The organism is Pseudomonas sp. FSL W5-0299 (assembly GCF_005930655.1).
Taxonomy (GTDB): domain Bacteria; phylum Pseudomonadota; class Gammaproteobacteria; order Pseudomonadales; family Pseudomonadaceae; genus Aquipseudomonas; species Aquipseudomonas mandelii.
Genome location: NZ_RXHX01000010.1, coordinates 164,392 through 191,313, shown reverse-complemented (window position 1 = coordinate 191,313; position 26,922 = coordinate 164,392). Strand labels below are relative to the sequence as shown.

Annotated in this window: 29 protein-coding genes and 1 pseudogene; 13 read left to right on the top strand and 17 right to left on the bottom strand. The window is 60.8% G+C overall.

What is annotated here, in order from left to right; translation table 11 throughout:
- Nucleotides 1-55: 55 nt before the first annotated feature.
- Both FHL16_RS15585 and FHL16_RS15580 read right to left on the bottom strand, forming a co-directional pair.
- The gene (locus tag FHL16_RS15585) at nucleotides 56-514 is read right to left on the bottom strand and encodes an REP-associated tyrosine transposase (protein ID WP_077748646.1); all 459 of its coding nucleotides are present in this window, start codon (nucleotides 512-514) and stop codon (nucleotides 56-58) included.
- A gap of 196 nt (nucleotides 515-710) precedes the next feature.
- Nucleotides 711-1,151, bottom strand: a complete 441-nt coding sequence (locus FHL16_RS15580) for a GlcG/HbpS family heme-binding protein (RefSeq protein WP_077748645.1) — start codon at nucleotides 1,149-1,151, stop codon at nucleotides 711-713.
- 267 nt (nucleotides 1,152-1,418) lie between these two features.
- Here FHL16_RS15580 and gcl point away from each other — a divergent pair, with 267 nt between their 5' ends.
- The 8 genes from gcl to FHL16_RS15540 all read left to right on the top strand — a co-directional run bounded on the left by gcl (nucleotide 1,419) and on the right by FHL16_RS15540 (nucleotide 11,040).
- On the top strand, nucleotides 1,419-3,194 hold the full coding sequence (gcl, locus tag FHL16_RS15575) for a glyoxylate carboligase (protein ID WP_010456878.1): 1,776 nt from the start codon (nucleotides 1,419-1,421) through the stop codon (nucleotides 3,192-3,194).
- Nucleotides 3,195-3,368: 174 nt separating this feature from the next.
- Entirely contained in the window at nucleotides 3,369-4,151 is a 783-nt protein-coding gene (gene hyi / locus FHL16_RS15570; RefSeq protein WP_077748644.1) for a hydroxypyruvate isomerase, read from the top strand.
- Nucleotides 4,152-4,318: 167 nt separating this feature from the next.
- The gene (locus FHL16_RS15565; protein ID WP_010456882.1) at nucleotides 4,319-5,209 is read left to right on the top strand and encodes a 2-hydroxy-3-oxopropionate reductase; all 891 of its coding nucleotides are present in this window, start codon (nucleotides 4,319-4,321) and stop codon (nucleotides 5,207-5,209) included.
- 153 nt (nucleotides 5,210-5,362) lie between these two features.
- The gene (locus FHL16_RS15560; RefSeq protein WP_077748643.1) at nucleotides 5,363-6,643 is read left to right on the top strand and encodes a glycerate kinase type-2 family protein; all 1,281 of its coding nucleotides are present in this window, start codon (nucleotides 5,363-5,365) and stop codon (nucleotides 6,641-6,643) included.
- Nucleotides 6,633-8,048 (top strand): pyruvate kinase, encoded by a 1,416-nt coding sequence (pyk, locus tag FHL16_RS15555; RefSeq protein ID WP_010456886.1) that lies wholly within the window; start codon nucleotides 6,633-6,635, stop codon nucleotides 8,046-8,048. Before FHL16_RS15560 ends, pyk begins: the two co-directional genes overlap by 11 nt.
- A 139-nt stretch (nucleotides 8,049-8,187) precedes the next feature.
- A complete protein-coding gene (locus FHL16_RS15550) occupies nucleotides 8,188-9,102 on the top strand; it encodes an urea transporter (RefSeq protein ID WP_077748654.1) in 915 nt (304 codons plus the stop codon).
- Between the two features lie 21 nt (nucleotides 9,103-9,123).
- Nucleotides 9,124-9,948 carry an ion transporter gene (locus tag FHL16_RS15545; RefSeq protein WP_010456890.1) on the top strand — a complete coding sequence of 275 codons (825 nt, stop codon included), beginning with the start codon at nucleotides 9,124-9,126 and terminating at the stop codon, nucleotides 9,946-9,948.
- Between the two features lie 93 nt (nucleotides 9,949-10,041).
- Nucleotides 10,042-11,040, top strand: a complete 999-nt coding sequence (locus tag FHL16_RS15540) for a sulfate ABC transporter substrate-binding protein (RefSeq protein ID WP_010456892.1) — start codon at nucleotides 10,042-10,044, stop codon at nucleotides 11,038-11,040.
- A gap of 191 nt (nucleotides 11,041-11,231) precedes the next feature.
- Here FHL16_RS15540 and FHL16_RS15530 read toward each other — a convergent pair whose 3' ends face one another.
- Nucleotides 11,232-11,861, bottom strand: coding sequence for a DUF5666 domain-containing protein (locus FHL16_RS15530; protein WP_177346237.1), 630 nt, complete (start codon nucleotides 11,859-11,861; stop codon nucleotides 11,232-11,234).
- A 234-nt stretch (nucleotides 11,862-12,095) separates the two neighbouring features.
- On the opposite strand from FHL16_RS15530, the gene FHL16_RS15525 reads away from it, so the two are divergent.
- Nucleotides 12,096-13,301, top strand: coding sequence for an MFS transporter (locus FHL16_RS15525; protein ID WP_010456896.1), 1,206 nt, complete (start codon nucleotides 12,096-12,098; stop codon nucleotides 13,299-13,301).
- A 97-nt stretch (nucleotides 13,302-13,398) separates the two neighbouring features.
- Here the strand turns inward: FHL16_RS15525 and FHL16_RS15520 are convergent.
- A pseudogene (locus tag FHL16_RS15520) lies at nucleotides 13,399-13,569 on the bottom strand (type II toxin-antitoxin system HicB family antitoxin); the annotation flags it as partial.
- Nucleotides 13,570-13,754: 185 nt separating this feature from the next.
- Here FHL16_RS15520 and FHL16_RS15510 point away from each other — a divergent pair.
- Nucleotides 13,755-14,474, top strand: a complete 720-nt coding sequence (locus FHL16_RS15510) for an SDR family oxidoreductase (RefSeq protein WP_010456900.1) — start codon at nucleotides 13,755-13,757, stop codon at nucleotides 14,472-14,474.
- Nucleotides 14,475-14,525: 51 nt separating this feature from the next.
- On the top strand, nucleotides 14,526-15,413 hold the full coding sequence (locus FHL16_RS15505; protein ID WP_077748641.1) for a LysR family transcriptional regulator: 888 nt from the start codon (nucleotides 14,526-14,528) through the stop codon (nucleotides 15,411-15,413).
- Between the two features lie 63 nt (nucleotides 15,414-15,476).
- Here FHL16_RS15505 and FHL16_RS15500 read toward each other — a convergent pair whose 3' ends face one another.
- The 10 genes from FHL16_RS15500 to ccmA all read right to left on the bottom strand — a co-directional run bounded on the left by FHL16_RS15500 (nucleotide 15,477) and on the right by ccmA (nucleotide 22,843).
- Nucleotides 15,477-15,881: a hypothetical protein gene (locus FHL16_RS15500; protein WP_010456904.1), complete on the bottom strand. Its 405-nt coding sequence runs from the start codon at nucleotides 15,879-15,881 to the stop codon at nucleotides 15,477-15,479.
- Nucleotides 15,882-15,895: 14 nt separating this feature from the next.
- Nucleotides 15,896-17,098 (bottom strand): c-type cytochrome biogenesis protein CcmI, encoded by a 1,203-nt coding sequence (gene ccmI, locus FHL16_RS15495; protein WP_077748640.1) that lies wholly within the window; start codon nucleotides 17,096-17,098, stop codon nucleotides 15,896-15,898.
- The gene (locus FHL16_RS15490; protein WP_010456908.1) at nucleotides 17,091-17,564 is read right to left on the bottom strand and encodes a cytochrome c-type biogenesis protein; all 474 of its coding nucleotides are present in this window, start codon (nucleotides 17,562-17,564) and stop codon (nucleotides 17,091-17,093) included. Before FHL16_RS15490 ends, ccmI begins: the two co-directional genes overlap by 8 nt.
- Nucleotides 17,561-18,097, bottom strand: a complete 537-nt coding sequence (locus tag FHL16_RS15485) for a DsbE family thiol:disulfide interchange protein (RefSeq protein ID WP_010456909.1) — start codon at nucleotides 18,095-18,097, stop codon at nucleotides 17,561-17,563. Before FHL16_RS15485 ends, FHL16_RS15490 begins: the two co-directional genes overlap by 4 nt.
- Nucleotides 18,094-20,082, bottom strand: coding sequence for a heme lyase CcmF/NrfE family subunit (locus FHL16_RS15480; RefSeq protein WP_010456911.1), 1,989 nt, complete (start codon nucleotides 20,080-20,082; stop codon nucleotides 18,094-18,096). The genes FHL16_RS15485 and FHL16_RS15480 overlap by 4 nt, the downstream gene beginning before the upstream one ends.
- A 3-nt stretch (nucleotides 20,083-20,085) precedes the next feature.
- Nucleotides 20,086-20,541, bottom strand: coding sequence for a cytochrome c maturation protein CcmE (gene ccmE / locus FHL16_RS15475; protein WP_010456913.1), 456 nt, complete (start codon nucleotides 20,539-20,541; stop codon nucleotides 20,086-20,088).
- Complete coding sequence (gene ccmD, locus FHL16_RS15470) at nucleotides 20,538-20,714, bottom strand: heme exporter protein CcmD (RefSeq protein ID WP_010456915.1); 177 nt, start codon at nucleotides 20,712-20,714, stop codon at nucleotides 20,538-20,540. The genes ccmE and ccmD overlap by 4 nt, the downstream gene beginning before the upstream one ends.
- Nucleotides 20,711-21,466 (bottom strand): heme ABC transporter permease, encoded by a 756-nt coding sequence (locus tag FHL16_RS15465; RefSeq protein WP_010456917.1) that lies wholly within the window; start codon nucleotides 21,464-21,466, stop codon nucleotides 20,711-20,713. The genes ccmD and FHL16_RS15465 overlap by 4 nt, the downstream gene beginning before the upstream one ends.
- A gap of 76 nt (nucleotides 21,467-21,542) precedes the next feature.
- Nucleotides 21,543-22,211 (bottom strand): heme exporter protein CcmB, encoded by a 669-nt coding sequence (gene ccmB / locus FHL16_RS15460; RefSeq protein ID WP_077748639.1) that lies wholly within the window; start codon nucleotides 22,209-22,211, stop codon nucleotides 21,543-21,545.
- On the bottom strand, nucleotides 22,208-22,843 hold the full coding sequence (gene ccmA, locus FHL16_RS15455) for a cytochrome c biogenesis heme-transporting ATPase CcmA (RefSeq protein WP_077748638.1): 636 nt from the start codon (nucleotides 22,841-22,843) through the stop codon (nucleotides 22,208-22,210). Before ccmA ends, ccmB begins: the two co-directional genes overlap by 4 nt.
- Before the next feature lie 197 nt (nucleotides 22,844-23,040).
- Here ccmA and fliK point away from each other — a divergent pair, with 197 nt between their 5' ends.
- Both fliK and FHL16_RS15445 read left to right on the top strand, forming a co-directional pair.
- Nucleotides 23,041-24,615, top strand: coding sequence for a flagellar hook-length control protein FliK (gene fliK / locus FHL16_RS15450; protein WP_077748637.1), 1,575 nt, complete (start codon nucleotides 23,041-23,043; stop codon nucleotides 24,613-24,615).
- On the top strand, nucleotides 24,612-24,941 hold the full coding sequence (locus tag FHL16_RS15445) for an EscU/YscU/HrcU family type III secretion system export apparatus switch protein (protein WP_010456924.1): 330 nt from the start codon (nucleotides 24,612-24,614) through the stop codon (nucleotides 24,939-24,941). Before fliK ends, FHL16_RS15445 begins: the two co-directional genes overlap by 4 nt.
- Before the next feature lie 116 nt (nucleotides 24,942-25,057).
- Here FHL16_RS15445 and FHL16_RS15435 read toward each other — a convergent pair whose 3' ends face one another.
- The 3 genes from FHL16_RS15435 to FHL16_RS15425 all read right to left on the bottom strand — a co-directional run bounded on the left by FHL16_RS15435 (nucleotide 25,058) and on the right by FHL16_RS15425 (nucleotide 26,922).
- Nucleotides 25,058-25,450: a DUF2802 domain-containing protein gene (locus tag FHL16_RS15435; RefSeq protein ID WP_010456926.1), complete on the bottom strand. Its 393-nt coding sequence runs from the start codon at nucleotides 25,448-25,450 to the stop codon at nucleotides 25,058-25,060.
- Nucleotides 25,451-25,936, bottom strand: a complete 486-nt coding sequence (locus FHL16_RS15430; protein ID WP_010456928.1) for a chemotaxis protein CheW — start codon at nucleotides 25,934-25,936, stop codon at nucleotides 25,451-25,453.
- 89 nt (nucleotides 25,937-26,025) lie between these two features.
- The gene (locus FHL16_RS15425) at nucleotides 26,026-26,922 is read right to left on the bottom strand and encodes a CheW domain-containing protein (RefSeq protein ID WP_077748636.1); all 897 of its coding nucleotides are present in this window, start codon (nucleotides 26,920-26,922) and stop codon (nucleotides 26,026-26,028) included.

Here is a 26,922-nt window from a genome sequence, read left to right as displayed (position 1 = left end):
ACGCAAATCCCTGTGGGAGCGAGCCTGCTCGCGAAAGGGGCAACCTGATTTCAAATCAAACCCAGATCGCATCCCACAGCGGGTAGTCGCCAAGCCGCTCTACCAACCCGGCCCGCAACGGGTTGGCCACGATGTACCGGGCCAACTTCACCAAATCCTCCTCCCGGCGCAGTGCTCGATCATGAAAGCCTTGCTGCCAAAGGCTGATCTTACGACCGGTGCAACGGTTTACCGATTTAGTACTCAATGATTTAGTCCGTTGCATCAGCCCACTCAGCGATCCGCGCTGCAACTCGATCAACCAATGGAAATGGTCAGGCATGACAACCCAGGCCAATGAGTTGGCACAATCTTGATCTTGAGCGGCGCGAAACTGCGCTACGACCAATCTGCCCAATGCGACATCGTTGAATACAGGTTGTCTTCCAAGTGTGTTGGTGGTCAGCAGGTAAATTCGGTTGGGCTCGGCAAAGCGACCAAGGCGTAAGCGATGTGAAGCGGATAGATCAGGCATTCCTTTGCCTCTCTCAAATTGATGGCATCAGAAGGCTAGACCTTAAAATGCTAGAGGGAGTGGCAGACGTTTAGCTGGATGTGTCTGATAGATTGCCTTCGCGAGCAGGCTCGCTCCCACAGTGAATCTGTGGCGTACTCAAATCCGGTGTGGGAGCGGGCGTGCTCGCGAAAGCGGTGTATCAATCACCCATTAATCATGCCGTAACCCCCGCATCCGCCCTCCACCCCACCGCCTCGATCGCACTGATCGCGCACTGCTCGTCAACGTCCGACAGATCCCCGCTGACCCCCACCGCCCCCAGCACATTCCCGTCCTGATCCCGAATCAACACGCCGCCCGGTGCCGGCACGACGCTGCCTTGCCCCAGGCTGTTCAGCGCGGCGAAGAACGTCGGTCGTTGTTGGGCGTCCAGCGCCAGCAGGCGTGAGCCTTTGCCGAGGGCGATGGCGCCCCAGGCTTTGCCGATGGCGACTTGCGGGCGCAGCAGGCTGGCGCCGTCTTCGCGCTGCAAGGCAATCAAGTGCCCGCCGGCATCCAGCACCGCGATGGTCAGTGGAGCCGCGGAGATAGCACGCCCAGCGGTGATGGCCTGATCGATCAGGTTGACTGCAACTTTCAAGGTTAAAGCGCTCATGGTGCCGTCCTCATTTTGTTATAGGGAAAGCCAGTGGACTGCGCGCTTGCGTCGCAGTCCGATGCAACAAATAGAACACAATGAGTTATTTTTTTGTATACAATAATTATCGAAAAGCGCCACATGCGACGAAAAGCCACAGCAGAACGGGCTTCCGACGAATGAAACAGTCGCTTGCGAAAATGGATTGACCTGCGCCGTCCGCCGTGAATACACTCTGCGCAAAGCCACTTGTATACAATTACAAAACGTAAGAGGCACAAAACCATGAGCAAAATGAGAGCAATCGAAGCCGCCGTTCTGGTGATGCGCCGTGAAGGGGTTGATACCGCTTTTGGCATCCCGGGCGCCGCGATCAACCCGCTGTACTCCGCCTTGCAGAAGGTTGGTGGCATCGATCACGTCCTCGCGCGCCACGTTGAAGGTGCCTCGCACATGGCCGAGGGCTACACCCGCACCAAGGCCGGCAACATCGGCGTGTGCATCGGCACCTCCGGCCCGGCCGGCACCGACATGGTCACCGGGCTCTACAGCGCCTCGGCCGACTCGATCCCGATTCTTTGCATTACCGGCCAGGCCCCCCGCGCCCGTATGCACAAGGAAGACTTCCAGGCTGTCGACATCACCGCGATCGTCAAACCAGTGACCAAGTGGGCAACCACCGTCATGGAACCGGGCCAGGTGCCTTACGCGTTTCAGAAAGCCTTCTATGAAATGCGCTCCGGCCGTCCAGGCCCGGTGCTGATCGACTTGCCGTTCGACGTGCAGATGGCTGAAATCGAATTCGACATCGATGCCTACCAACCACTGCCGCTGGCCAAGCCAACCGCTAACCGTGTGCAAATCGAGAAGGCCTTGGCCATGCTCGATCAGGCCGAGCGTCCATTGCTGGTGGCCGGTGGCGGCATCATCAATGCCGATGCCAGCGAGTTGCTGGTGGAATTCGCCGAGCTGACCGGTATCCCGGTGATCCCGACCCTGATGGGCTGGGGCACCATCCCGGACGATCACCCGCTGATGGTCGGCATGGTCGGTTTGCAGACGTCGCACCGTTACGGCAACGCCACCCTGCTCAAGTCCGACGTGGTGTTGGGCGTCGGTAACCGTTGGGCCAACCGCCACACCGGTTCGATCGATGTGTACACCGAAGGCCGCAAGTTCATTCACGTCGACATCGAGCCGACGCAAATCGGCCGCGTATTCAACCCGGACCTGGGCATCGTCTCCGACGCCGCGGCCGCGTTGACCGTGTTCATCGAAGTCGCTCGCGAATGGCAAGCCGCCGGCAAGCTGAAAAACCGCAGCGCCTGGCTGCAAGACTGCCAGCAGCGCAAAGCCAGCCTGCAGCGCAAGACTCACTTCGACAACGTGCCGGTCAAGCCGCAACGGGTTTACGAAGAGATGAACCAGGTGTTCGGCAAAGACACCTGTTACGTCAGCACCATCGGCCTGTCGCAGATTGCCGGCGCGCAGTTCCTGCACGTCTACAAGCCTCGTCACTGGATCAACTGCGGCCAGGCCGGCCCGTTGGGCTGGACCATTCCGGCAGCACTGGGCGTGGTCAAGGCCGATCCGACCCGTAAGGTCGTGGCGCTGTCGGGCGACTATGATTTCCAGTTCATGATCGAGGAATTGGCGGTGGGCGCGCAGTTCAAGCTGCCGTACATCCACGTTGTGGTCAACAATTCGTACCTGGGGCTGATTCGTCAGGCCCAGCGCGGTTTCGACATGGACTACTGCGTACAGCTGTCCTTCGATAACCTGAACGCCCCGGAACTCAACGGTTACGGTGTCGACCACGTCGCGGTGGCCGAGGGCCTCGGTTGCAAGGCGCTGCGGGTGTTCGAACCGGGTCAGATCCAGCCTGCCCTGCGCAAGGCTCAAGAGCTGATCGAAGAGTTCAAGGTGCCGGTGATCGTCGAGATTATTCTGGAGCGCGTGACCAACATTTCCATGGGCACCGAGATCAACGCCGTCAATGAATTCGAAGACCTGGCGCTGGTCGGCAACGACGCGCCAACGGCGATTTCGCTGCTCGATTAACTGCTGATCGTTCCCACTGTGGGAGCGCGCCTGTGTGGCGAGGGAGCTTGCTCCCGCTGGGTCGCGAAGCGGCCCCAAAAGCTTTGCGACTGCTTCGCAGCCGAGCGGGAGCAAGCTCCCTCGCCACACAGGCTCGCACCCACAGGGGACTGCACAAATTTACGGGAGACCACCATGCCGCGTTTCGCAGCCAACCTGTCCATGCTGTTCACTGAGCAGGATTTTCTTGCCCGTTTCGAAGCGGCCGCCAAGGCCGGCTTCAGTGGTGTCGAGTACCTGTTCCCCTACGACTTCAGCTCTGCCGAGATCAAGGCCAAGCTCGACGCCAACGGCCTGACCCAAGTGCTGTTCAACCTGCCGGCCGGTGAGTGGGCAAAGGGCGAACGCGGTATCGCGTGCCTGCCGGACCGGGTTGAAGAGTTCCGCGCCGGTGTCGATCTGGCAATCGCTTACGCGAAAGTGTTGGGCAACACCCAGGTCAACTGCCTGGCGGGTATTCGTCCACAAGGTGTCGACGATGCCACCGTGGAAAAAACCTTCGTCGCCAACCTCAAGTACGCCGCCGACAAGCTGCAAGCGGCGGGCATCAAACTGGTGATGGAAGCGATCAACACCCGCGACATCCCGGGTTTCTACCTGAACAACACGGCGCAAGCCCTGTCGATTCGCGAACAGGTCGGCAGCGCCAATCTGTTCCTGCAATACGACATCTATCACATGCAAATCATGGAGGGCGACCTGGCCCGCACCATGGCTGCGCATCTGGGCGAGATCAACCACATCCAGTTGGCCGATAACCCGGGGCGCAACGAACCGGGCACCGGTGAAATCAACTACCGCTTCCTGTTCGAACACTTGGACCGCATCGGTTATCAGGGTTGGGTTGGTTGTGAATACAAACCGCTGACCACCACTGAAGCGGGCCTGGGCTGGCTGAAAACCCACAACGCGATCTGATACCGCGTCATCGTTCTTCGCGGGCAAGCCTCGCTCCTACAGGATCAGGTTGATACGCAACAGGGCGACAGACACGTACCCGTAGGAGCGAGGCTCGCCCGCGAAGGCGTCCTCGCCGACACCCAAGAATTTTGCGAATAGAGCAATAAAAACAAGAGGAATTTCTCATGGCTAAAATCGGATTTATCGGCACCGGCATCATGGGCCACCCAATGGCGTTGAACCTGCAGAAAGCCGGTCACAGCCTGTTCCTGTCGGCGCACCACGATGCCGCCCCGGCCGACCTGATTGCCGGTGGCGCCGTCGCCCTGGCGAACCCGAAAGAAGTCGCCCAGGAAGCTGAAGTCATCATCATCATGGTGCCGGATACCCCGCAGGTCGACGACGTGCTGTTCCGCGCCGATGGCGTTGCGGCCGGCGTGGGCAAAGGCAAAATCGTTATCGACATGAGCTCGATCTCGCCGACGGCTACCAAGGCCTTCGCGGCCAAGGTCAACGAAAAAGGCGCTCAATACCTCGACGCGCCAGTGTCCGGCGGTGAAGTCGGCGCCAAGGCCGCGACCCTGAGCATCATGGTCGGCGGTGATGCCGATGCCTTCGAACGCGCACTGCCGCTGTTCCAGGCCATGGGCAAGAACATCACCCTGGTCGGTGGTAACGGCGACGGTCAGACCGCGAAAGTGGCGAACCAGATCATCGTCGCGCTGAACATTCAGGCCGTGGCCGAAGCACTGCTGTTTGCCGCGAAAAACGGTGCCGATCCCGCCAAGGTCCGTGAAGCGCTGATGGGGGGTTTCGCCTCCTCGAAGATCCTCGAAGTGCACGGCGAGCGCATGATCAAAGGCACCTTCGACCCGGGCTTCCGCATCAGCCTGCACCAGAAGGACCTGAACCTGGCTCTGCAAGGCGCCAAAGAGCTGAACATCAACCTGCCGAACACCGCCAACGCCCAGCAAGTGTTCAGCACCTGCGCAGCCATCGGCGGCAGCAACTGGGACCACTCGGCGCTGATCAAGGGCCTGGAACACATGGCGAACTTCTCGATTCGCGATAAGTAAGCCCTGCCCAAAACCCTGTGGGAGCGAGCCTGCTCGCGAAAGCGGTTTCACATTCAACATCTATGTTGGCTGACACACCGCATTCGCTAGCAGGTTAGCTCCCACAGGGATCTGAGTTGCACCTTCAAATAACAAGAATTCCGGGAGCCCGCCATGTCGGTCGATCCGCAACAATTCCTGCGCGACCTGTTCGCCACAGCCATCGACGCCGCCCATCCGCAGCAAGTCCTCGAAGCCCATTTGCCCAAAGATCGCAGCGGTCGGGTGATTGTCATTGGCGCCGGCAAAGCCGCGGCCGCCATGGCGCAGGTGGTCGAGCGTTGCTGGCAGGGTGAAGTCAGCGGTCTGGTGGTCACCCGTTACGGCCACGGCGCCCCATGCGAAAAAATCGAAGTCGTCGAAGCGGCTCACCCGGTGCCGGACGCAGCCGGTCAAGCGGTCGCCAAGCGCGTGTTTGAACTGGTCAGTAACCTGAGCGAAGACGACCGCGTGATCTTCCTGCTCTCGGGCGGCGGTTCTGCCCTGCTGGCCTTGCCGGCCGCCGGCATCACCCTCGCCGACAAGCAGTCGATCAACAAAGCCCTGCTCAAATCTGGCGCGACCATCGGCGAGATGAATTGCGTGCGCAAGCACCTCTCGGCGATCAAAGGCGGCCGCCTCGGCAAAGCCTGCTGGCCGGCCACTGTTCATACCTACGCGATTTCCGATGTGCCGGGCGACCTCGCCACCGTCATCGCGTCCGGCCCCACCGTGGCCGACCCGAGCACTTCGGCCGAAGCCCTGGCGATCCTCAAACGCTACGGCATCGACGTCCCTGCCTCGGTCCGAACCTGGCTGCAGAGCCCGGAATCGGAGACGGTCAAGCCCGGCGATCCGAGCCTGGCGCGCAGCCATTTCCAACTGATCGCCCGCCCCCAGCAATCGCTTGAAGCGGCGGCCGTGAAAGCGCGCCAGGCCGGTTTCAGCCCGCTGATCCTCGGCGACCTGGAAGGCGAATCCCGCGAAGTGGCCAAGGTTCACGCAGGCATCGCCCGGCAAGTGGTCTTGCATGGCCAACCATTGGCGGCGCCCTGCGTGATTTTGTCGGGCGGCGAAACCACCGTCACCGTGCGCGGCAATGGCCGTGGCGGGCGCAACGCCGAATTCCTGCTGAGCCTGACCGACAGCCTCAAAGGCCTGCCCGGTGTCTACGCCCTGGCCGGTGACACCGACGGCATCGACGGTTCCGAAGACAACGCCGGCGCGATCATGACCCCGGACAGCTACGCCCGCGCCGCCGCTTCCGGCCTGAGCGCCAGCGACGAGTTGGACAACAACAATGGCTACGGCTATTTCGAGGCGCTGGACGCATTGATCGTCACCGAACCGACCCGCACCAACGTCAACGACTTCCGCGCCATCCTGATCCTCGAGAGCCCTAACAATGACGCCTGATAAAAAGGTCAAAATCCTCGCCACCCTTGGCCCAGCCACCGACGGGATCGATGACATCCGTGAGCTGGTGCAGGCCGGGGTCAACATCTTTCGCCTGAACTTCAGCCACGGCGATCACGCTGACCACGCGCAGCGATACCAGTGGATTCGTGAAGTCGAGCGCCAGCTCAATTACCCCTTGGGCATTCTGATGGACCTGCAAGGCCCGAAGCTGCGGGTCGGCAAATTCGCCGAGGGCAAGGTGCAACTGCATCGCGGCCAGGCCCTGCGCCTGGACCTCGACCCGACGCCGGGCGATCAGCGCCGGGTCAACCTGCCGCATCCGGAAATCATCGCCGCACTCGAGCCCGGCATGGACCTGCTGCTGGACGACGGCAAGCTGCGTCTGCGCGTGGTCACCAAGTACGCCGACGCCATTGACACCACGGTGCTCAACGGCGGCGAACTCTCGGACCGCAAAGGCGTGAACGTGCCCCAAGCGGTGCTGGAACTGAGCCCGCTGACCGCCAAGGATCGCCGCGATTTGAGCTTCGGTCTGGAGCTGGGTGTGGACTGGGTTGCGCTGTCGTTCGTGCAGCGTCCTGAAGACATCCGCGAAGCCCGCGAACTGATCGGCGACAAGGCGTTCTTGATGGCCAAGATCGAGAAGCCATCGGCGGTGACTCAGCTGCGGGAAATCGCCGAGTTGAGCGATGCGATCATGGTCGCTCGCGGTGACCTGGGCGTGGAAGTGCCGGCGGAAAGCGTGCCGCAGATTCAGAAAAACATCATCAGCCTCTGCCGCGAACTCGGCAAACCGGTGGTGGTGGCGACGCAGATGCTCGAATCGATGCGTTTCTCCCCGGCCCCGACCCGCGCCGAAGTCACGGATGTGGCCAACGCCGTGGCTGAAGGGGCCGATGCGGTGATGCTGTCGGCGGAAACCGCCTCGGGCGAGTACCCGCTGGAAGCCGTGCAAATGATGAGCAAGATCATTCGCCAAGTGGAAAACGGCCCGGATTATCAGGCGCAACTGGACGTGAGCCGGCCGAAGGCCGAGGCGACGGTTTCCGATGCGATCAGCTGTGCGATTCGTCGCATCAGTAACGTGCTGCCGGTGGCGGTGCTGGTGAACTACAGCGAGTCCGGGACGTCGAGCCTGCGTGCGGCGCGGGAACGGCCGACGGTGCCGATCCTGAACCTGACGCCGAACCTGCAAACGGCGCGCCGCTTGACGGTGGCGTGGGGGGTGCACTCGGTGGTCAATGACAGGCTGCGGCAAGTGGACGAAGTGTGTTCGACGGCGCTAGAGATCGCGCAGGCCCAAGGCATGGCGCAACGCGGGGATACCTTGTTGATCACGGCCGGTGTGCCGTTTGGGCAACCGGGGTCGACTAACTCGTTGCGTATCGAGACCTTGATTTAGCGTCCTTACCGGCCTTTTCGCGGGCAAGCCTCGCTCCTACAGGATTTGCGTGATCCCGATATTTGGCACGATGCAAACCCTGTAGGAGCGAGGCTTGCCCGCGAAGAACGATTACTCGCTCCTCCTGACTCACAAAAAAATGCCTGCCAACCACTTCAACACCCACTGCCCCGATTGGGCGACTGCCCTGCTCAATGGTTTCAGCCAGATCTTCCTCCAGCGCCATCCGCTGTTTGGTCTGCTGTGCCTGTTGGCGATTCTTTTCACCGCACCTACCCTGCTCGGCGGTGCGCTGCTGGGCGGCGTCGCCGGGTTGCTCACCGCGCAACGACGCGGTTACGCCAAAGCCGATCGTCAGGCCGGACTGTTCAGTTACAACGGTGTCTTGCTCGGTCTTTTGCTGAGCCTGTATTTCCCTTGGTCAGCACTGTTGCCGCCGCTGATCATTGCTGCGGGCGGACTGAGTGCGATGCTTACCCAGCAATGGCTCAAACGCGTCCGGGTCAGCCATTACCTGCCTGCCTATACGGCGCCCTTCGTTGGGTTGGGCTGGGTGCTTCTGTGCTTCGCCACTCCCTCGACAAAAGCGCATCTGATCGAAATCAACACGCTGAACATGCTCGCCGCACCGCTCAAAGGCTTCGGCCAGGTGATGTTCCTCGGTCATCCGCTGGCCGGGGCGATGATTGCCGTGGGTTTGCTGATCGCTGATCGTCGCGCCTTTTGCTGGGCGTTATTGGCGTCTGTCGCGGGCATGGGCTGGAGCCTGTTGCATCACGATTTCTATACCGCATTGATCGGCCTCGGTGGCTATAACGCCGTACTCACCGCCCTCGCCTTGAGCTCGCTGCGCCAGCAGCCGTGGCTGCCGCTGGCTGGCATCGCATCAGCGTTGTTGCTGACGCCGGTGTTTTCCGCCATCGGTCTGCCGACGCTGACCGCGCCGTTCATCCTCGCCTGCTGGCTGGTCCGCACGGTTGTTCAACTGCTCGGCATCACCGCTGTCACCCGTGCGCCTTGCGCTATTGAGGAGAATCAACCTAGGCTTCGCTGATCATTGGTTCAGGCGGTATCCATGGACAGCAGCAAAAACTGGCGTGAAGAGCTTTACGTCATGGTTTTCCAAAGCGACACCAAGGCGGGGCGGCGCTTCGACGGCATCCTGCTGTTGATTATCCTCGCCAGCATCGTGATCGTGATGCTCGACAGCATCGACACGGTCCACAAGAACTACGCCGACGTGCTGGCGTACATCGAGTGGGGCTTCACCGTCATCTTCGCCATCGAATATGGCTTGCGCCTGTACTGCTCGCCCAAGCCGTTGCGCTATGCGTTCAGCTTTTATGGGCTGGTGGATCTGCTGGCAATCGTGCCCGGCATCCTGGCGCTGTATTACGCCGATGCGCAGTACCTGCTGATCATCCGGATCATTCGGATGCTGCGGATTTTCCGCGTGCTCAAGCTCAGCCCCTACCTCAAGCAAGCCAACTATTTGATGTCGGCGCTGCGCGGCAGCAAACAGAAGATCGTGGTGTTTCTGGTCAGCGTGTGCACGCTGGTGACGGTGTTCGGCACGTTGATGTACGTGATCGAAGGCCCGGAACACGGCTTCACCAGCATTCCCAAAGGCATCTACTGGGCGATCGTCACGCTGACCACGGTGGGCTTCGGCGACATCGTGCCCAAGACGCCGTTAGGCCAGGTGATTTCATCGCTGGTAATGATCACCGGTTACTCGATCATCGCCGTGCCGACCGGTATTTTCACCGCCGAACTGGCCAATGCCATGCGTGGTGAACAGCTGCAACACGACTGCCCGGTGTGCAAGAAAACCAGTCACGAACACGGTGCGGCATTCTGCTCACGGTGCGGTAACGCTCTGTTTAAGAAACGGGAATAAGCAAAGAGCTTTTTAATCTTTAAGGGTCTATGCGAGCCCGGCTATAGTCGCTGGCAAATTGCCTCACTTTTAAATCAGAACAAGGACTGCGCAGTGAAAAAACTCTTTGGCGCCTCACTTCTGGCCGCTGGCCTGGCATTGACCAGCGTGGCTCAGGCCGCACCGACCCTGCTCAACGTTTCCTACGACGTGATGCGCGATTTCTACAAGGACTACAACACTGCGTTCCAGAAACACTGGCAAGCCGAGCACAACGAGAACATCACCCTGCAGATGTCCTTCGGCGGCTCCAGCAAACAGGCGCGTTCGGTGATCGATGGCCTGCCGGCTGACGTCATCACCATGAACATGGCCACTGACATCAACGCCCTGGCGGACAACGGCAAACTGATTCCGGACAACTGGGTCACCCGCCTGCCGAACAACAGCGCACCGTTCACCTCGGCCACCGTGTTCATCGTCCGCAAAGGCAACCCGAAAGCCCTGAAAGACTGGCCTGACCTGCTCAAGGACGGCGTGCAAGTGATCGTACCGAACCCGAAGACCTCGGGTAACGGTCGCTACACCTACCTGTCTGCCTGGGGGTATGTGCTGAAAAACGGCGGTGACGAGAACAAGGCCAAGGATTTCGTCGGCAAGCTGTTCAAGCAAGCGCCGGTGCTCGATACCGGTGGCCGTGCCGCGACGACCACGTTCATGACCAACCAGCTCGGTGACGTGCTGGTGACCTTCGAAAACGAAGCGGAAATGATTGCCCGTGAGTTTGGTCGTGACCAGTTTGAAGTGATCTACCCAAGCGTCTCCGCTGAAGCCGAGCCGCCGGTGTCGGTGGTCGACAAAACCGTCGACAAAAAAGGCACCCGCGCCGCGGCCGAGGAATACCTGAAGTACCTGTGGTCCCCGGAAGGTCAGGAAATTGCAGCGGCCAACTACCTGCGTCCGCGTGACCCGGCGGTGCTGGCCAAGTACACCGATCGCTTCCCGAAAGTGGACTTCCTGTCGGTGGAGAAGACCTTTGGTGACTGGCGCACCGTGCAGAAGACCCACTTCAATGATGGCGGGGTCTTTGATCAGATCTACAGCGGCCAGTAATTCCTGAGCCCAACGAGAAAGGCGACCTGAGAAGGTCGCCTTTCTCGTGGTCGAACACAAAACCCAAGTTCACTGAAGATCCCCTGTAGGAGTGAGCCTGCTCGCGATAGCGAAGTGTCATTCAACATTGATATCAACTGACATTCTGCTATCGCGAGCAGGCTCACTCCTACAGGGTTTTTGCCCTGCCTTCACATCGGTGGGGTAACGCCATCCTTGCCCGCCGAGATCGATTGCGCAGTCAGTGTCCCGTCTGCACTTTGGGTGACGAATGTCACGATCTTCACCCCCACCTTCAGCAAACTCCTGTCCCCCGGCATCAAATTCACGATCGGCACATCCTCCGGTACCAGGATCTTCTGCTGCCCGCCCTTGTAGTTGACGGTCAACATCCGGCCATTGCTGACCACCAGATCGCCCACGCTGCCATTGGTCATGCTGCTGCCCTTGACCAGATCGAACGGCCGATGCCCGTCGCCGCTGCCCGCCAGTTCCGGTGGAAAGACGTGGACTTCCAGCGCCTTCAAGGTGCCATCGTCTTGCGGAATGGCCGCCGATCCAACGTAGCTGCCGGGTTTGATGTCTTCGATATTGGCCAGGGTAACGGCGCGGACTTTGGTGTCGTTGGTCAGGTTGATAACCACGTTTTCGCCAGTGTTGACGTGGACTTTCAAGACGTCGGGGCTGACCCCAGTGATCTCGCCGCGCACGCCAATGCGCAGGCCCGGCGCGTCGGCGGCCTGGGCCAGACCTGCCGTGACCAGGCCGACCAAGGTAACCACTGAAACACCGCGTATAAGGTGACGAAACATCGCATTCATGGAAGTGCCTTCCGGTTATGAATCGTGAAGGAGAACATAAGCACGCTATCGAACAGGATGTAAGTGAATGTATCATCGGAGCTCGATATTTTGACGCAAGGTTTATCGATGGACAGCACTCCTGTCCGTCACTCATTCCGCAAAGGAATGATTGCTATCACTCCAATCCCTCTTCTGCCGAATCCGATACCTCTTTAGCCTGCGCGCATTCCCTTCTGTTCAGCGAGACACGTTATGAACCCAGCGACCCAGGTGCCCCACGGCACCGCGACAATGACCAAAGGCATGGTGCTGCTGTTCGCCTTCTGTTGCGGCGCGATTGTGGCCAACATCTACTACGCCCAGCCGATCATCGGCCTGATCGCGCCGGACATCGGCCTGACCAGCACCATGGCCAGCCTGATTGTTTCGCTGACCCAGATTGGTTACGCACTTGGCTTGTTCTTCCTGGTGCCGCTGGGTGATCTGCTGGAAAACCGTCGACTGATGATCATCACCACCGTGGTGGCGATTGCCAGCCTGTTGGGCGCGGCGTTTACCGATCAGCCGAACGTGTTTTTGCTGATCTCGTTGCTGGTGGGTTTCAGTTCGGTGTCGGTGCAGATCCTGATTCCGCTGGCGGCGCACCTCGCGCCGGAAGAGTCACGCGGTCGGGTCGTCGGCGGGATCATGGGCGGTTTGCTGCTGGGGATTCTGTTGGCGCGGCCGGTGTCCAGCGTCGTGGCGGACCACTTCGGCTGGCGCGCGATGTTTGTGATCGCGGCGGCGTTGATGGCGGCGATCAGCATCGTGCTGGCGTTGACCATTCCCAAGCGTCAGCCGGATCACAGCGCCTCTTATGGCCAGTTGCTCGGTTCGCTATGGACGCTGCTGCGCCAGCAACCGGTGTTGCGTCAGCGCGCGTTCTACCAGGGTTGCATGTTCGCCACGTTCAGTCTGTTCTGGACCGCCGTGCCGCTGGAGCTGGCGCGCAATCACGGCCTGTCGCAAACCCAGATCGCGATCTTCGCCCTGGTCGGTGCCATCGGTGCGATCGCCGCGCCGATTGCCGGTCGACTGGCCGATGCCGGCCACACCCGCATCGCCTCCTTACTGGCCCTGCTGTTCGCCAGCCTGAGCTTCCTGCCAGCGTTCATCCATCCGGTCTACAGCGTCATCGGTCTCGCGGTCACGGGCGTGGTCCTCGACTTCTGCGTGCAGATGAACATGGTCCTCGGCCAACGCGCGGTCTACGCCCTCGACGCCAAAAGCCGCAGCCGCTTGAATGCGTTGTACATGACCAGCATCTTCATCGGCGGCGCGTTCGGTTCATCGGTGGCCAGCGCAGTGTATGAGCATGGCGGCTGGCTGTGGATCGTGATCGTGGGCAGCGCGTTTCCACTGTTGGCATTGTTGCGGTTTTTGAGTGTTTCGCCGAAGGCTGCGTTGGCGGCTGCATAAGGTCAAAAAGCATCGCGGGCAAGCCACGCGCCCACAGGAATCTGGCTTGCTCGTGACTGATGTGCGACTGATGTTCCACACTTCAAATCTTGTTCACAGATGGCGGCACCGGAAGATCCAGCCCCTGTGCTTCCATTTGTTGCAGAAGTATCTGCGCGATTTCGACAGCTGCGTCGTATGCCTCCTCGAACGTATCCCCGACAGTCACAGCACCCGGGATATCCGGTATTTGAATACCCACTCGATCCTCATTCCCCCAAGCACGAATCCTATAACTTCACCTGAGCGCATTTCGCCCCTGCGGTCAGGATGGATCTCACCTGATTCGTTACCGCCAAGGCCAACCCGGATTACACTCAGCGTCCAAAGCCTGAAGCGATGCTGGATGCGATTCGCGGCTGACCCGTTCAACGGCCGCCCGCCCCGGCGGCCTGTGCTTTCAAGGAGTGTGCAATGACTCGACGTACCTTTCTCATTACCGGTGCCAGCAAAGGCATCGGTCGGGCAGTGGCCGAACATCTGGACCGTGCGGGGCATCGGGTGGTCGGGATTGCCCGGACCCCGGACCTGTCGTTCCCCGGCATTCTGTTTCCGCTGGATTTGAGCGACAGGGCGCTGACCCAGGAAGTGCTGGCGGATCTGTCCAGGACGTATGAATTTGATGGGCTGGTCAACAACGTCGGCCTGGTCCGCCCCCAAGTGTTGGGCGAAATCGACCTCGACACCTTTGATGACGTGATGCGGGTCAACCTGCATTCGGCGTTGCAGGCCACTCAGGCGTTGCTGCCAAATATGCGCGCCAAGGGCTGGGGTCGAGTGGTCAATATTTCCAGTCTGACTGTACTCGGCATCACCCAGCGCACGGCCTACGCGGCGGCCAAGGCAGCGTTGATCAGCTTCACCCGCTCCTGGGCGCTGGAACTGGCGCAAACCGGCGTGACCGTAAATGCCGTGGCGCCGGGGCCGACCGAGACCGAGCTGTTTCGCGCCAACAACCCGCCGGGCAGCGAAGGTGAAGCTCGGTATCTGGCGGGTGTGCCGATGGGACGACTGGGGCAGCCACAAGAGATCGCGGCGGCCATTGCGTTTTTGTTGTCCGAGCAAAGCGGGTTTATTACCGGGCAGACCTTGTTTGTCGACGGCGGCTCCTCCATAGGCAAAGCCGCGTTCTGACTCGCCCCACTAGGGGCTCGACAGTATTTAGAATCGCAAAAAGGACTTGAGATGGACCGCCTCGGCGCAATGGAAACCTTCGTCTACGTGGTGGAAACCGGCTCGTTTTCCGCCGCCGCCCGGCGCCTGAATATCGGCCAGCCCGCCGTATCGAAAACCATTGCGCAACTGGAGTCGCGTCTCGCGGTTCGACTGCTGTTGCGCTCGACTCGCGGCCTGATGCCCACCGAAGCCGGGCTGGCCTTCTTCGAACGCGCCAAGCGCGCCATCGAAGAAGCCAATGAGGCCGACAACGCAGCACGCGGCGCCGCCAGCGGTCTGACCGGCAACCTGCGGATCTGTGCTGCCGTGACCTTCGGTCGACTGCACATCGTTCCGCACCTCGGGCCGTTTCTCGATCAGAACCCGGACCTGAACATCGACCTGATGCTCGATGACCGCAACGTCAATCTGGTCGAGGAAGGCATCGACATCGCCCTGCGCATGGGCACCCTGAGCGACTCCGGCCTCACCGCTCGTAAAATTGCCGAATGCCGGCGCGTCGTGCTGGGCACCCCCGCCTATTTCGAAAAACACGGTGAGCCCACTTGCCCGACCGACCTGAGCAACCACCAGGCAATCGCCTACACCTTGGGCGGCGGTGGCAACTGGCAGTTCAGCAACGGAACAGATGAGCAGTCAGTCATCATCAGCGGGCGAATCCGCGTCAACGCCGCCGAAGGCCTGCGTGCAGCCGTGCTCGCCCATCAAGGGCTGACCCTGGCGTCGGAATGGATGTTTGCGCCGGAACTGGCCAACGGTGCGGTCAGGGAAGTGATGAAGGAGTGGGCCCTGCCGAATCAGGACCTGTGGGCGGTATTTCCCACCGGCAGAATGGCCAGCGCGAAGGCTCGGGCGTTTGTGGAGTTTGTGCAGGGGTTGATGGCCAAGGAGACCTGAATCACTGGGGATCCTTGCAAACCCCAGACAGCAAAACGGCGATCCGAAGATCGCCGTTTCTGTTTATTCCCCGAATTGCCGCCCCAACCCACCCGGCACACCATGGATATTGGTCTCTTCCCATGGCCCGTCCGGGCTGATCGACCGGCTCCAGCCGTTGTTCCAGCGGTAGTAGGTGCGCTGGCGGTAGAAGGTGTTGGGCTGGTCATCAAGCACGTACACGCCAAGCTTGGCATCCCAATGGCTGTTGCCACCCGGTGGGGGCGCGAAGCTGGCGGAGGTGCGTGGCAAAGGTTTGGCGGGCTTGGCCGGAATGCTCGGCTTGCTCGGTGTCGGTGTGGGGGACGGCGTCGGACGCGGCTGCGACGGCGGGATCGGTGGCAGCCGTTCAGGCGGCTGCGGTTGGACCACACAAGCGCTTAACCCCAAAACCATACTGAGCAGGGTGATACGAGCGATGGTGGTCATAGTGGCGTTTCCTGTCATTTATCCGGGCTGTCGATGGTCAGTTTTTGCGCTGCGGTGGTGCTGCTGGCCAGGGGCTGGCTGCGACCGATCCATTCGCCGGCAGTCGGTTGGCCGGCGCGGGAGATGCGCGCAACCAGTTGGACTTCAGGGAAGTTCGACAGTTTCAACTGCGGCATCATTGCGTCGGCATCGCCCAGTTCGACGGTGGCCGGCAGATCGGCCACGGTCAGGCGTTTGGCGGCCAATGGGGCCGGTGGACCTGAGGTGGCGCGGGCGAAGATGAACACGCTGTCGCCGGGCTGGACCTTGGCTTTGAGCTCAGGTGCCAGATCGACGGTGACCTTAAGCTTCGCTGCCGCTTTGGCCACTGGAGCCTGGGCGACTTTGCCGCCGCTGGCTTCGAGTTTCTCGGTGGCTCGCGTGATCCCGCCTTGCAGCGCGGCACGGGAACTGTCCTCCGGCGGCAGTTGCGCCAACAGGCGATTCCAGTAGTCGATGGCGTCCTGATACCGCTGGCTTTCAAACGCCGCGATGCCCAGCAGACCAAGGCTGGTGACTTCTTTCGGATCGGCTTTCAGTGCTTCGTCAGTCAACGCCTGAATCTTGTCCGACCACTTTTTGCCATCGGCGAAGTACTGGGCCTGGGCCCATTGGCCGAGCAGTTCCGGCTGACGACCGGCCAGGTTCACCGTGCGCTCGAAGATCTTCGCCGCGTCTCCCGGACGGTCCTGAGCCATGTAGGTGCGACCGAGGAAGTACAAGCCTTCAGCCGAATCCGGTTGCGCCGCGACCGCGCGCTCCAGACGCTGGGTCATCTCTTCCATCGACTGCGGCGCCTGGGCGAATTCGCGAGTCAGTTCAACCTTGTCGCTGGCACCGTAATGCAGGTACAAGCCAAGCCCCAGGACCGGCACCAGAATCGCCGCCAGCAAGGGCAACGGTTTGCCCAGGCGTGCCACGCGCGGTGCCTCGACGCCTTCGGTGTCGGCGAGCAACTCACGGGCAGCTTCGGCGCGACCGGTTTCCAGTTGCGCCGCGTTGAGCACGCCCTCCTCCTGCTCGGTTTGCAACTCAGCCACGCGCTCCTGATACAGCGCAACGTTCAGGGCAGTACGATCCTCTTCAAGCTGTGCACGACGGCCACGCAAAACGGGGATCAGCAGAAAACTCAGGGCAACCAGAAGCAGCAGACCTGCAGCGAGCCAGAAATCAATCATTCTTGGTTTTATCCAACAGGTGGTCGAGGCGCTCACGCTCCTCGGCAGAGAGCTCATCCTTGGTGTCAGCGCGCTGCACGCGACGACGGCGGACGATCACGGCGATGATCACAAAACCGCCCAGCAACAGGCCGGCGGGGCCGAACCAGAGCAGAGCGGTCTTGGCGTTCAGAGCGGGTTTGTAGCGGACGAAATCACCGTAGCGATCAACCATGAAGTCGATGATCTGCTGATTGTCCTTGCCCTCGCCCAACATGCGGAAAATCTCTTTGCGCAAGTCGGCGGCGATCGGTGCGTTGGAATCGGCGATGTCCTGGTTCTGGCACTTGGGGCAACGCAGCTCTTTGGTCAGCTCGCGAAAACGCTCGCGATCGCCTTCTTTGGCGAACTCGTAGGTGTCAATGGCGGCGTGGGCAACACCGGCCATGCTCAAACCCAATACAAGGGCGGCTATCCAGCGCTTCATGGCTTGGCCTCATCGACCAGCGCCTGATACCGGGCCGCCAGTTTTTCGCGCCAGACTTGTTCGTCGATCACCCCGACGAACTTGTCGCGGATGATGCCTTTGGCGTCGATGAAAAAGGTTTCCGGGGCGCCGTAGACACCGAGGTTCAGGCCCAGCGAGCCGTCCGCGTCACTGATCCCCAACTGGTACGGGTTGTGGAACTCCACCAGCCACTTCTTAGCGTCGGCGTTGACGTCCTTGTAGTTGATGCCATAAATCGTTACGCCCTGCTGGGCCAGCTTGTTCAATACCGGATGCTCGACCTTGCAGGCGATGCACCAGGTGGCCCAGACGTTGACCAGCGCCGGTTTACCGAGAATGTCGGCCTTGGTCAGGGTCTTGTCGCCTTCCACGGTCGGCAGGGAAAACGCCGGGAACGGCTTGCCGATCATCGCCGAAGGCAACTCGGCCGGGTCCAGGTACAACCCGCGATACAGGAAAACAGCCACCACCAGAAAAATCGCCAGTGGCAACAGCATTAACCAACGTTTCATGCAGTGGCTCCCGACATACCGAGTGCTTCCCGCACGCGGCTTTTTACCTTGACCCGATAACGGCGATCCAGCGCCGCCAGCAACCCGCCGAAACCTGTCAGCAGCCCGCCGAACCAGATCCAGCGCACGAACGGCTTGACGTGCACGCGCACGGCCCAGGCGCCATCGCCCAGCGGTTCGCCGAGTGCGACGTAAATGTCACGGGTGAAACCGGCGTCGATCCCGGCTTCGGTCATCACCGAGTTCTGCACGGTGTACAGGCGTTTTTCCGGGTGCAACACGCTGACTTCCTTGCCGCCCTTGATCACCCGGACGGTGCCCTTGTCGGAGGTGAAGTTCGGGCCTTCGTAGTGCTTGGCGCCTTCGAACACGAAGTGATAACCGGCCAGGTCCATGGACTCGCCCGGCGCCAGGCGCAAATCGCGTTCGGCACTGTTCTGGCTCGACAGCACGACGCCAAGGGCGCACACGGCGATGCCCAAGTGCGCGATCTGCATGCCCCAGTAGCTGCGGGTCAGGGTCGGCAGGCCTTTGATCAGGCCTTTGTGGCGGGTCTTGTCGAGGATGTCGCGCACACCGGCCAACAGCACCCAGGCCGCGAGCATGAACGTGGCGAGCACCGCCCAGTTGAAATCGCCGTAAGCGACGCCGGCCACCACGGCCAACGCGGCACTGCCAAGCAACACCGGGGTCAGCATGCTTATCAGCCATTTGACCGGGGTGTCTTTCCAGCGCACCAGCATGCCGACGGCCATCACCATCATCAGCAACGCCATCAACGGAATGAACAGCGCGTTGAAGTATGGCGGGCCGACGGACAGCTTGGCGCCGGTCATCGCATCGAGAATCAGCGGATACAAGGTGCCCAGCAGAATCATCGACGCCGCCACCACCAGCACCAGGTTGTTGCCCAGCAGCAGGGTTTCCCGGGACCACAGGTTGAAGCCGACGTGGCTTTTCACCACCGGGGCGCGCAGGGCGAACAGCGTCAGCGAACCGCCGACCACGAACAGCAGGAAAATCAGGATGAACACACCGCGCTCCGGGTCGGAGGCAAAGGCGTGAACCGAGGTCAGCACGCCGGAACGTACCAGGAACGTACCGAGCAAGCTCAACGAGAACGCGGCAATGGCCAGCAATACGGTCCAGCTTTTGAACACGCCCCGTTTTTCCGTGACCGCCAACGAGTGAATCAGCGCCGTACCGACCAGCCAAGGCATGAACGAGGCGTTTTCCACCGGGTCCCAGAACCACCAGCCGCCCCAGCCGAGTTCGTAGTAGGCCCACCACGAACCCAGGGTGATGCCGATCCCGAGGAAAGCCCAGGCAACGATGGTCCATGGACGCGACCAGCGCGCCCATGCCGCATCAAGACGACCGCCCATCAGCGCCGCGATGGCGAAGGCGAAGGCCACGGAGAAACCGACGTAACCCATGTACAGCATCGGTGGGTGAACGATCAGGCCAATGTCTTGCAGCAACGGATTGAGGTCGGCGCCATCGCTGGGCACTTGCGGCAGGATGCGCTTGAACGGGTTGGACGTGAGGATCAGGAACAGCAGGAAACCGGTGCTGATCATGCCCATCACCGCCAGCACCCGGGCCAGCATCACTTGCGGCAACTGCCGGGAGAATACCGACACCGCAAAGGTCCAGCCGCCGAGGATCAAGGCCCAGAGCAGCAGCGAACCTTCGTGAGCGCCCCACACCGCGCTGAACTTGTAGTACCAAGGCAAGGCGCTGTTGGAGTTGCTGGCCACGTAGGCGACGGAAAAGTCATCAGCCATGAACGCGTAGGTCAGGCAACCGAAGGCGAACAGCAAAAAGGCGAACTGGCCCCATGCCGCTGGTTGCGCGAGGCTCATCCACAAACGGTCACCGCGCCAGGCGCCGAGCAACGGCACGATGGCCTGGACCAGCGCGAAACACAGCGCCAGGATCATGGCCAGGTGGCCGAGTTCAGGGATAAACAGTGCGGATGTCATCGATCAACCCTCCTTCACGGGCGTTGGAGCAGATTGACCGCTGTCTTTCAAAGCCTTGGTCACTTCCGGCGGCATGTACTTTTCATCGTGCTTGGCCAGCACTTCGTCGGCCACCACCACGCCGTCGGCGTTCAGTTTGCCCAGCGCCACGATGCCTTGCCCTTCACGGAACAGGTCCGGGAGGATGCCGCGGTAGCTGATGGTCACGGACTTGTTGAAGTCGGTGACGATGAATTTCACGTCCAGCGAATCGCCGGAACGTTGCAGCGAGCCCTTCTCGACCATACCACCGGCGCGGATGCGCGTGTCTTGCGGGGCTTCGCCGTTGGCGATCTGGGTCGGGGTGTAAAACAGATTGATGTTCTGCTGCAGGGCGCTCAGGGCCAGGCCGACGGCAGCGCCGACACCCACCAGGATCGCGAGAATGATGATAAGACGCTTTTTGCGCAGCGGATTCACTTGCCGTTCTCCCGGCGCAAACGACGCGCCTCTTGTTGCAGATACCGCTTGCGGGCCAGGATCGGCGCCGCCACGTTGAGGATCAGCACCGCCAGGCAGATGCCATAGGCTGACCAGACATACAGGGCGTGATGGCCCATGGCGAGGAAGTCGCCGAATGAAGCAAAACTCATCGAACGGCCTCCAGACTGTTCTGCACTTCAGCTTTCACCCAACTGGCCCGGGCTTCGCGCTTGAGCACTTCAAGGCGCATGCGCAGCAACAGCACCGCGCCGAAGAAACAGTAGAAACCCAGCACCGTCAGCAACAATGGCAGCCACATCTCGGCGGGCATCGCCGGTTTTTCGGTGAGGGTGAAGGTCGCACCCTGGTGCAGGGTGTTCCACCACTCCACCGAGTATTTGATGATCGGGATGTTGATCACGCCGACAATCGCCAGCACCGCGCAGGCCTTGGCCGCACTGTCACGATTGCTGATCGCGTTGCCCAGCGCAATGAGACCGAAGTACAGGAACAGCAGAATAAGCATGGACGTAAGTCGCGCATCCCAGACCCACCACGAGCCCCACGTCGGCTTGCCCCAGATCGCGCCGGTGACCAGCGCCACGGCGGTCATCCAGGCACCGATGGGCGCCGCGCATTGCAGGGCGACATCGGCCAGTTTCATTTTCCAGACCAGCCCGACGATGCCGCACACTGCCAGCATGACGTAGACGGACTGCGCCAGCATGGCGGCCGGAACGTGGATATAAATGATGCGAAAGCTGTTGCCTTGCTGGTAGTCAGGCGGCGCGAAGGCCAGGCCCCAAACGACACCGACGCCGATCAGCAGCACTGCGGCAATGCTCAGCCACGGCAGCAATTTGCCACTGATGCCGTAAAACCATTTGGGCGAGCCGAGCTTATGAAACCAGGTCCAGTTCATTACTGTTTCCATCACGGTTGCTCTTCGCTATGAAGAGCCAAAGGGTCTTTACTGATCAAAAAATGACCAGACCTCATTATTCGCCGACGCTGATCTTCAGGCCAGCAGCTATTGCAAACGGTGTCAGGGTTATCGCCAGGGCGGTCAGGCTACCAAGCCACAAGAGATAACCGGTCGCCGGCATGCCCTGCAGGGCCGCCTGCAAGGCGCCACTGCCGAGAATCAACACCGGGATGTACAGCGGCAGAATCAGCAGCGCCAGCAACAGGCCGCCTCGCTTCAATCCCACCGTCAGGGCTGCGCCCACCGCACCGAGCAGGCTCAGCACCGGTGTACCCAGCAATAAAGAAAGCAGCAACACCGGCAGACAGGCGGTTGGCAAACCGAGCATCAATGCCAGCAGTGGAGCGAGCAAAACCAGTGCCAGGCCAGAGAAGACCCAGTGTGCCAGTACCTTGGCCAAAACCAGAAGAGGCAGGGGGTGCGACGAAAGGACCCACTGTTCCAGCGATCCGTCCTCGAAATCACTGCGAAAGAGCCCGTCCAGCGAGAGCAGGACCGATAAAAGTGCCGCGACCCACACCAGTCCCGGAGACAAGGTTTGCAACAATTGAGACTCGGGACCGACCGCCAACGGGAACAGCGAAACGACGATCGCGAAAAAAACCAGCGGATTGGCCAGCTCAGCCGGACGGCGGAACAGCAGACGGGACTCACGGGCGACCAGCAGGCCGAAAACACTCATACGGCCCACTTCCCCAGATCGATATCGCGATAGCTGGCCGGCATCCGTCTCAGCGTGTGGTGAGTGGTCAGCACCACCATGCCGCCGCGCTCGCAGTGGGCGGCCAGGTGTTCTTCGAGTTGCGCCACGCCTTGTTTATCGAGCGCGGTGAACGGCTCGTCGAGGATCCACAGCGGCGGACTGTCGAGGTACAGGCGCGCCAATGCCACACGGCGTTTCTGCCCGGCGGACAACGTATGGCAGGGAACATCCTCGAAACCGCGCAATCCGACATCGGCCAGCGCTTGCCAGATCGCCTCGTGGGGAGCCGGTTGATGCAGGGCGCAGAGCCAGATCAGGTTCTCCTCCGGCGTCAGCAAGTCCTTGATCCCGGCGGCATGGCCGATCCACAGCAGGTTGCGCGCCAGTTCAAGGCGCTGGTCGTTCAGCGGCTGACCGTTGAGCAGCACTTGACCGGCGGTCGGCTGCATCAGGCCGGATAACAGACGCAAGAGGCTGGTCTTGCCGCTGCCGTTGGGGCCACTGATTTGCACCATTTCGCCACTGGCCAGTCTCAATTCGAGATTTTCGAAGAGCAGCCGAAGGTCTCGCTCACAAGCAAGGGCAACGGTTTGCAGGACAGGACTGGTCAAGAGATCACGGGCCTTTTGCGGTTCAAGTCGGCGGCGGAGCGGCCGCTAAAGAGATGCAGCATAGATGCATTGGCGGCCTGTTCTAGAGAGCTGCGTCAAACAAATGCAATGTTTTCGCCACTCCCCGAAGGACGGGCGGCATTATACATGCCATACCCTACTCTAAAGAGTGCATTTTCCTCAGGTTGTGACCGCGTATGACAGGCGAAATGAACATCCTCCCGGTACCGCAGACCACGCCCGCGACTTCGCGGCCGCTGGTAGTGAGCGGCGATCTGCTCAAGCTGCTGTCGCCGATGGAGGGCCTGATCACCCCCGGCCAGACCGCCAAGGCTGAAGTGCTGTCGCTCAAGCAGGCGGATCAGACCTTTCAACTGTTGCTTAAAGTCACCCTCGACAGCGGCCGCCAGACCACGGTCCAGGCCACCAGCACCCAGCCGCTGCCCCAAGGCACCAGTCTGGCGATCACCCAACCGTCAGCGGGCAATCTGGCGATCACGGTGCAACAGGCCATTGCTTCCAGCGTCGCCACCCTCACCCGCATCGACACCGCGCAATTGCCGGTCGGGACGTTGTTGCAGGGCAAAGTGCTGACCTCGCAAGTGCTGCCGCAGGTGCCGGGCCAGCCGACGGTGTTTCGTTCGATGGTGAGCCTGCTCAACACCGCGTTGAGCGGCAGCACGCTGAGCATCGACAGTCCGACGCCGCTGCGCATCGGCACGCTGTTGAGTGCCTTGGTGCAGGACACGCAAACGCTGAAGTTCGTGCCGTTGAGCAACCGTCAGGAGCAACTGGCGATCACCCAGCAATTGGTCAGTCAGCAGAGCCGCCAAGGCTCGCTGGATGGTTTGATCAAGCTGCTGCAAAACCTGCCTCCATCGGATCAGACCTCCAGCGACCTGCGGGCCGCGGTGGAAAAACTGCTGGCCGGTTTACCGGACGTTCAGCAACTGAGTACGTCAAAAGGCCTCGCTCAGGCGCTGGCCAATAGCGGGCTATTCCTCGAAGCGAAATTGCTGACCGGGCAAAATCCGACACTGGCGCCCGACATGAAAGGCGATCTGCTCAAGCTGATTGCGCAATTGACGCCGGGGCTGCCGGCCAACACCAATCTCAATGCGATCATTGCCGCCAACACGCTGGTCCAGTCCATGCCGAGTTTCGTGCGCAGCGCCCTCGGCATGCTCGGCCAGGTCAGCGCCAAGCCGTTGCCGACCAGTTTCCCGCTGCCCGAACGGCTGCTGCAAAGCCAGGACGGTGAAAACGATCTGGAGCATTTGCTGCGTCTGGCTGCGGCGGCGGTTTCGCGCCTGCAAAGCCATCAGTTGTCGAGTCTTGAGCAGACCGGCGTCACTGACGATGGCCGCCTGCTCAGCACCTGGCAGCTGGAAATTCCGATGCGCAATTTGCAGGACATCGTGCCGCTGCAGGTCAAGTTCCAGCGCGAAGAAGCGCCGGAGAAAGAACAACCCCACGAACGTCGAGACGAACGCGAACCGAAGCAGCAACTGTGGCGCGTGGACCTGGCGTTCGACATGGAACCGTTGGGCCCGATGCAGATTCAGGCGCAGCTGATCAAGGGCAGCCTGTCCAGCCAGCTCTGGGCTGAACGGCCGTACACCGCCAGCCTGATCGAAAGCAATCTGGCTGCACTGCGCCAGCGCTTGCTGGATTCCGGGCTGAACGTCGGCGATCTGGATTGCCACCTCGGTACACCGCCACAAGGCCCACAAACCCGCCTCGAACAACGCTGGGTCGACGAAACCGCATGAGAAACCCCAACACCCCACGCCAGGCCATCGCCCTCAAATACGACGGCACCCACGCCCCTACCCTCACGGCCAAAGGCGACGAAGCACTGGCAGAAGCCATTCTGAAGCTTGCCCGTGATTATGAAGTGCCCATCTATGAAAACGCCGAGCTGGTGAAGCTGCTGGCGCGGATGGAACTGGGGGAAAGTATTCCGGAAGAGTTGTACCGCACGATTGCCGAGATTATTGCATTTGCGTGGAATTTGAAGGGCAAGTTTCCGGCGGGGCATGATCCGGAGGCGACCATGGTTGAGAAGGACATCACTGATCGCGGTGACGACTACTGATCGTTCCCACGCTCTAAGTGGGAATGCAGCCCGTGACGCTCTGCGTCACATTCAACAGCGGAATGCGGAGCGTCCCCAGAGATCGTTCCCACGCGGGGAACGATCTCTGGCAGGCGTCAGTTCTTGTGAAGCTTGCGCATCAACTCCGCCTCAGCCTGGGTCAACCCGCAGGACTGAGTCAGTTCATCAACGGTAGCCCCCATACCGACCAGGCGCGCCGCCTGGGCAAACGACAGGCTCGACGGATCGCGCTGTTCCAGCTGCGCCAGTTTGTCCGGCAAGGGACTGACGACGGCGCGCAGTTCGTGCAGGTCTTCACCCATGCGCACGTTGCCGCTTTGATAGTCGTCGACGCGTTTGGCCAGGTCCTTGATGCGCTGATCGCGCAGCGCATCACCCTGGGCCTGTTGCGCGGCAATTTGCCGTTGAGCGCGAATGTACGCCAGGAACATTGCCAGCGTGCCTGCCCAGAAAAGGAACAGGACAATGACCGCTACCTCAAGAATCAATCAGATGTTCTCCAGGTCCGACCATTCTTCTTCGCTCATCATCTTGTCCAGTTCGACCAGGATCAGCAGTTCATTGTTCTTGTTGCACACGCCTTGAATGAACTTGGCGGACTCTTCGTTACCGACGTTTGGCGCGGTTTCGATTTCCGACTGACGCAGGTAAACCACTTCGGCCACGCTATCGACCATGATCCCGACCACTTGCTTGTCGGCTTCGATGATGACGATACGGGTGTTGTCGCTGATCTCGGCATTCATCAGGCCGAAGCGCTGACGAGTGTCGATGACGGTGACCACGTTGCCGCGCAGGTTGATAATGCCCAGCACGTAGCTCGGGGCACCCGGGACCGGGGCGATTTCGGTGTAACGCAGGACTTCCTGAACGCGCATCACGTTGATGCCGTAGGTTTCATTGTCCAGTTTGAAGGTTACCCATTGCAGGATCGGATCTTCGGAACCTTTTGCATTCGTCGCTTGACTACTCATACCCTGACCCCTCGAAAAACCGCTTCTGGCGGTGTGTGTTCTGTGTGGCGGCATTCAACAATGCCGTCGCATACTTGTTATGTCGGCAGCTATGTCGGTTTGTGTAGCGGCTTGCTGCCGCCCATGTGCTTTGCCCCACCGCTGGCGATCAACTCGGCCAGGGCGGAAACGTCCAGCAGCGCACACATGTGCTCAATCACCGTGCCGGCGAGCCATGGCCGCTGACCTCGATGACTTCTCCATTTGATTTCGTTCGGGTCCAGGCGCAACGAGCGGCTGACCTGATGCACCGCCAGCCCCCACTCGTAGCCCTGAACCGAAATAACGTATTGCAGGCCCTGGCGGAAATCATCGCGGTAGCGGTCGGGCATGACCCACCGCGCGGTGTCCAGGACTTTCAGGTTGCCGGCCTGACTCGGCAGGATCCCGAGGAACCATTCCGGCTGGCCGAACAGTGGCGTCAGCTCGTGACCGGCCAGCGAATAAATCGAGCCCAGGCACACCAGCGGCACCGCCAGGGTCAACCCGGCGACATCGAACAGCAGGCATTCGAACGGCTCGGCGGCCCACGCCGGGCGACCGTCGGTTTCCACCGGTGGCGGCGTGTTGCTCGGCGGCAGATGGACTTCGACCAGCGGCGGCACCAGGGTTTGCAGCAACGGTGCGAGGGTCGAGACCGGCGCCAGGATCGGTGCCGGCGCATCTTCGATCACCACCGGGGCTTTAGCGACCGCAGCGACCACTGGCGCGACGACAGGCGCAGCTGCCACAACGGAATTCTGCGCATCACGCGCCTGCTCTTCAAGCACGGCTGCCTGGAACTCGTCCAGCGCAGCCTCAACCTCTACCGCTTCAACGACCTCGATGACTTCAGCCACGGCTTCCACTTCCAGCGGCAACTCTTCAGTCGCTTCCATCAGCAGGCTGTCCAGATAAGACTGGAGCGCCTGTTGCGGACGCGAGGTGCTTTTCACCGGCCGATTCAT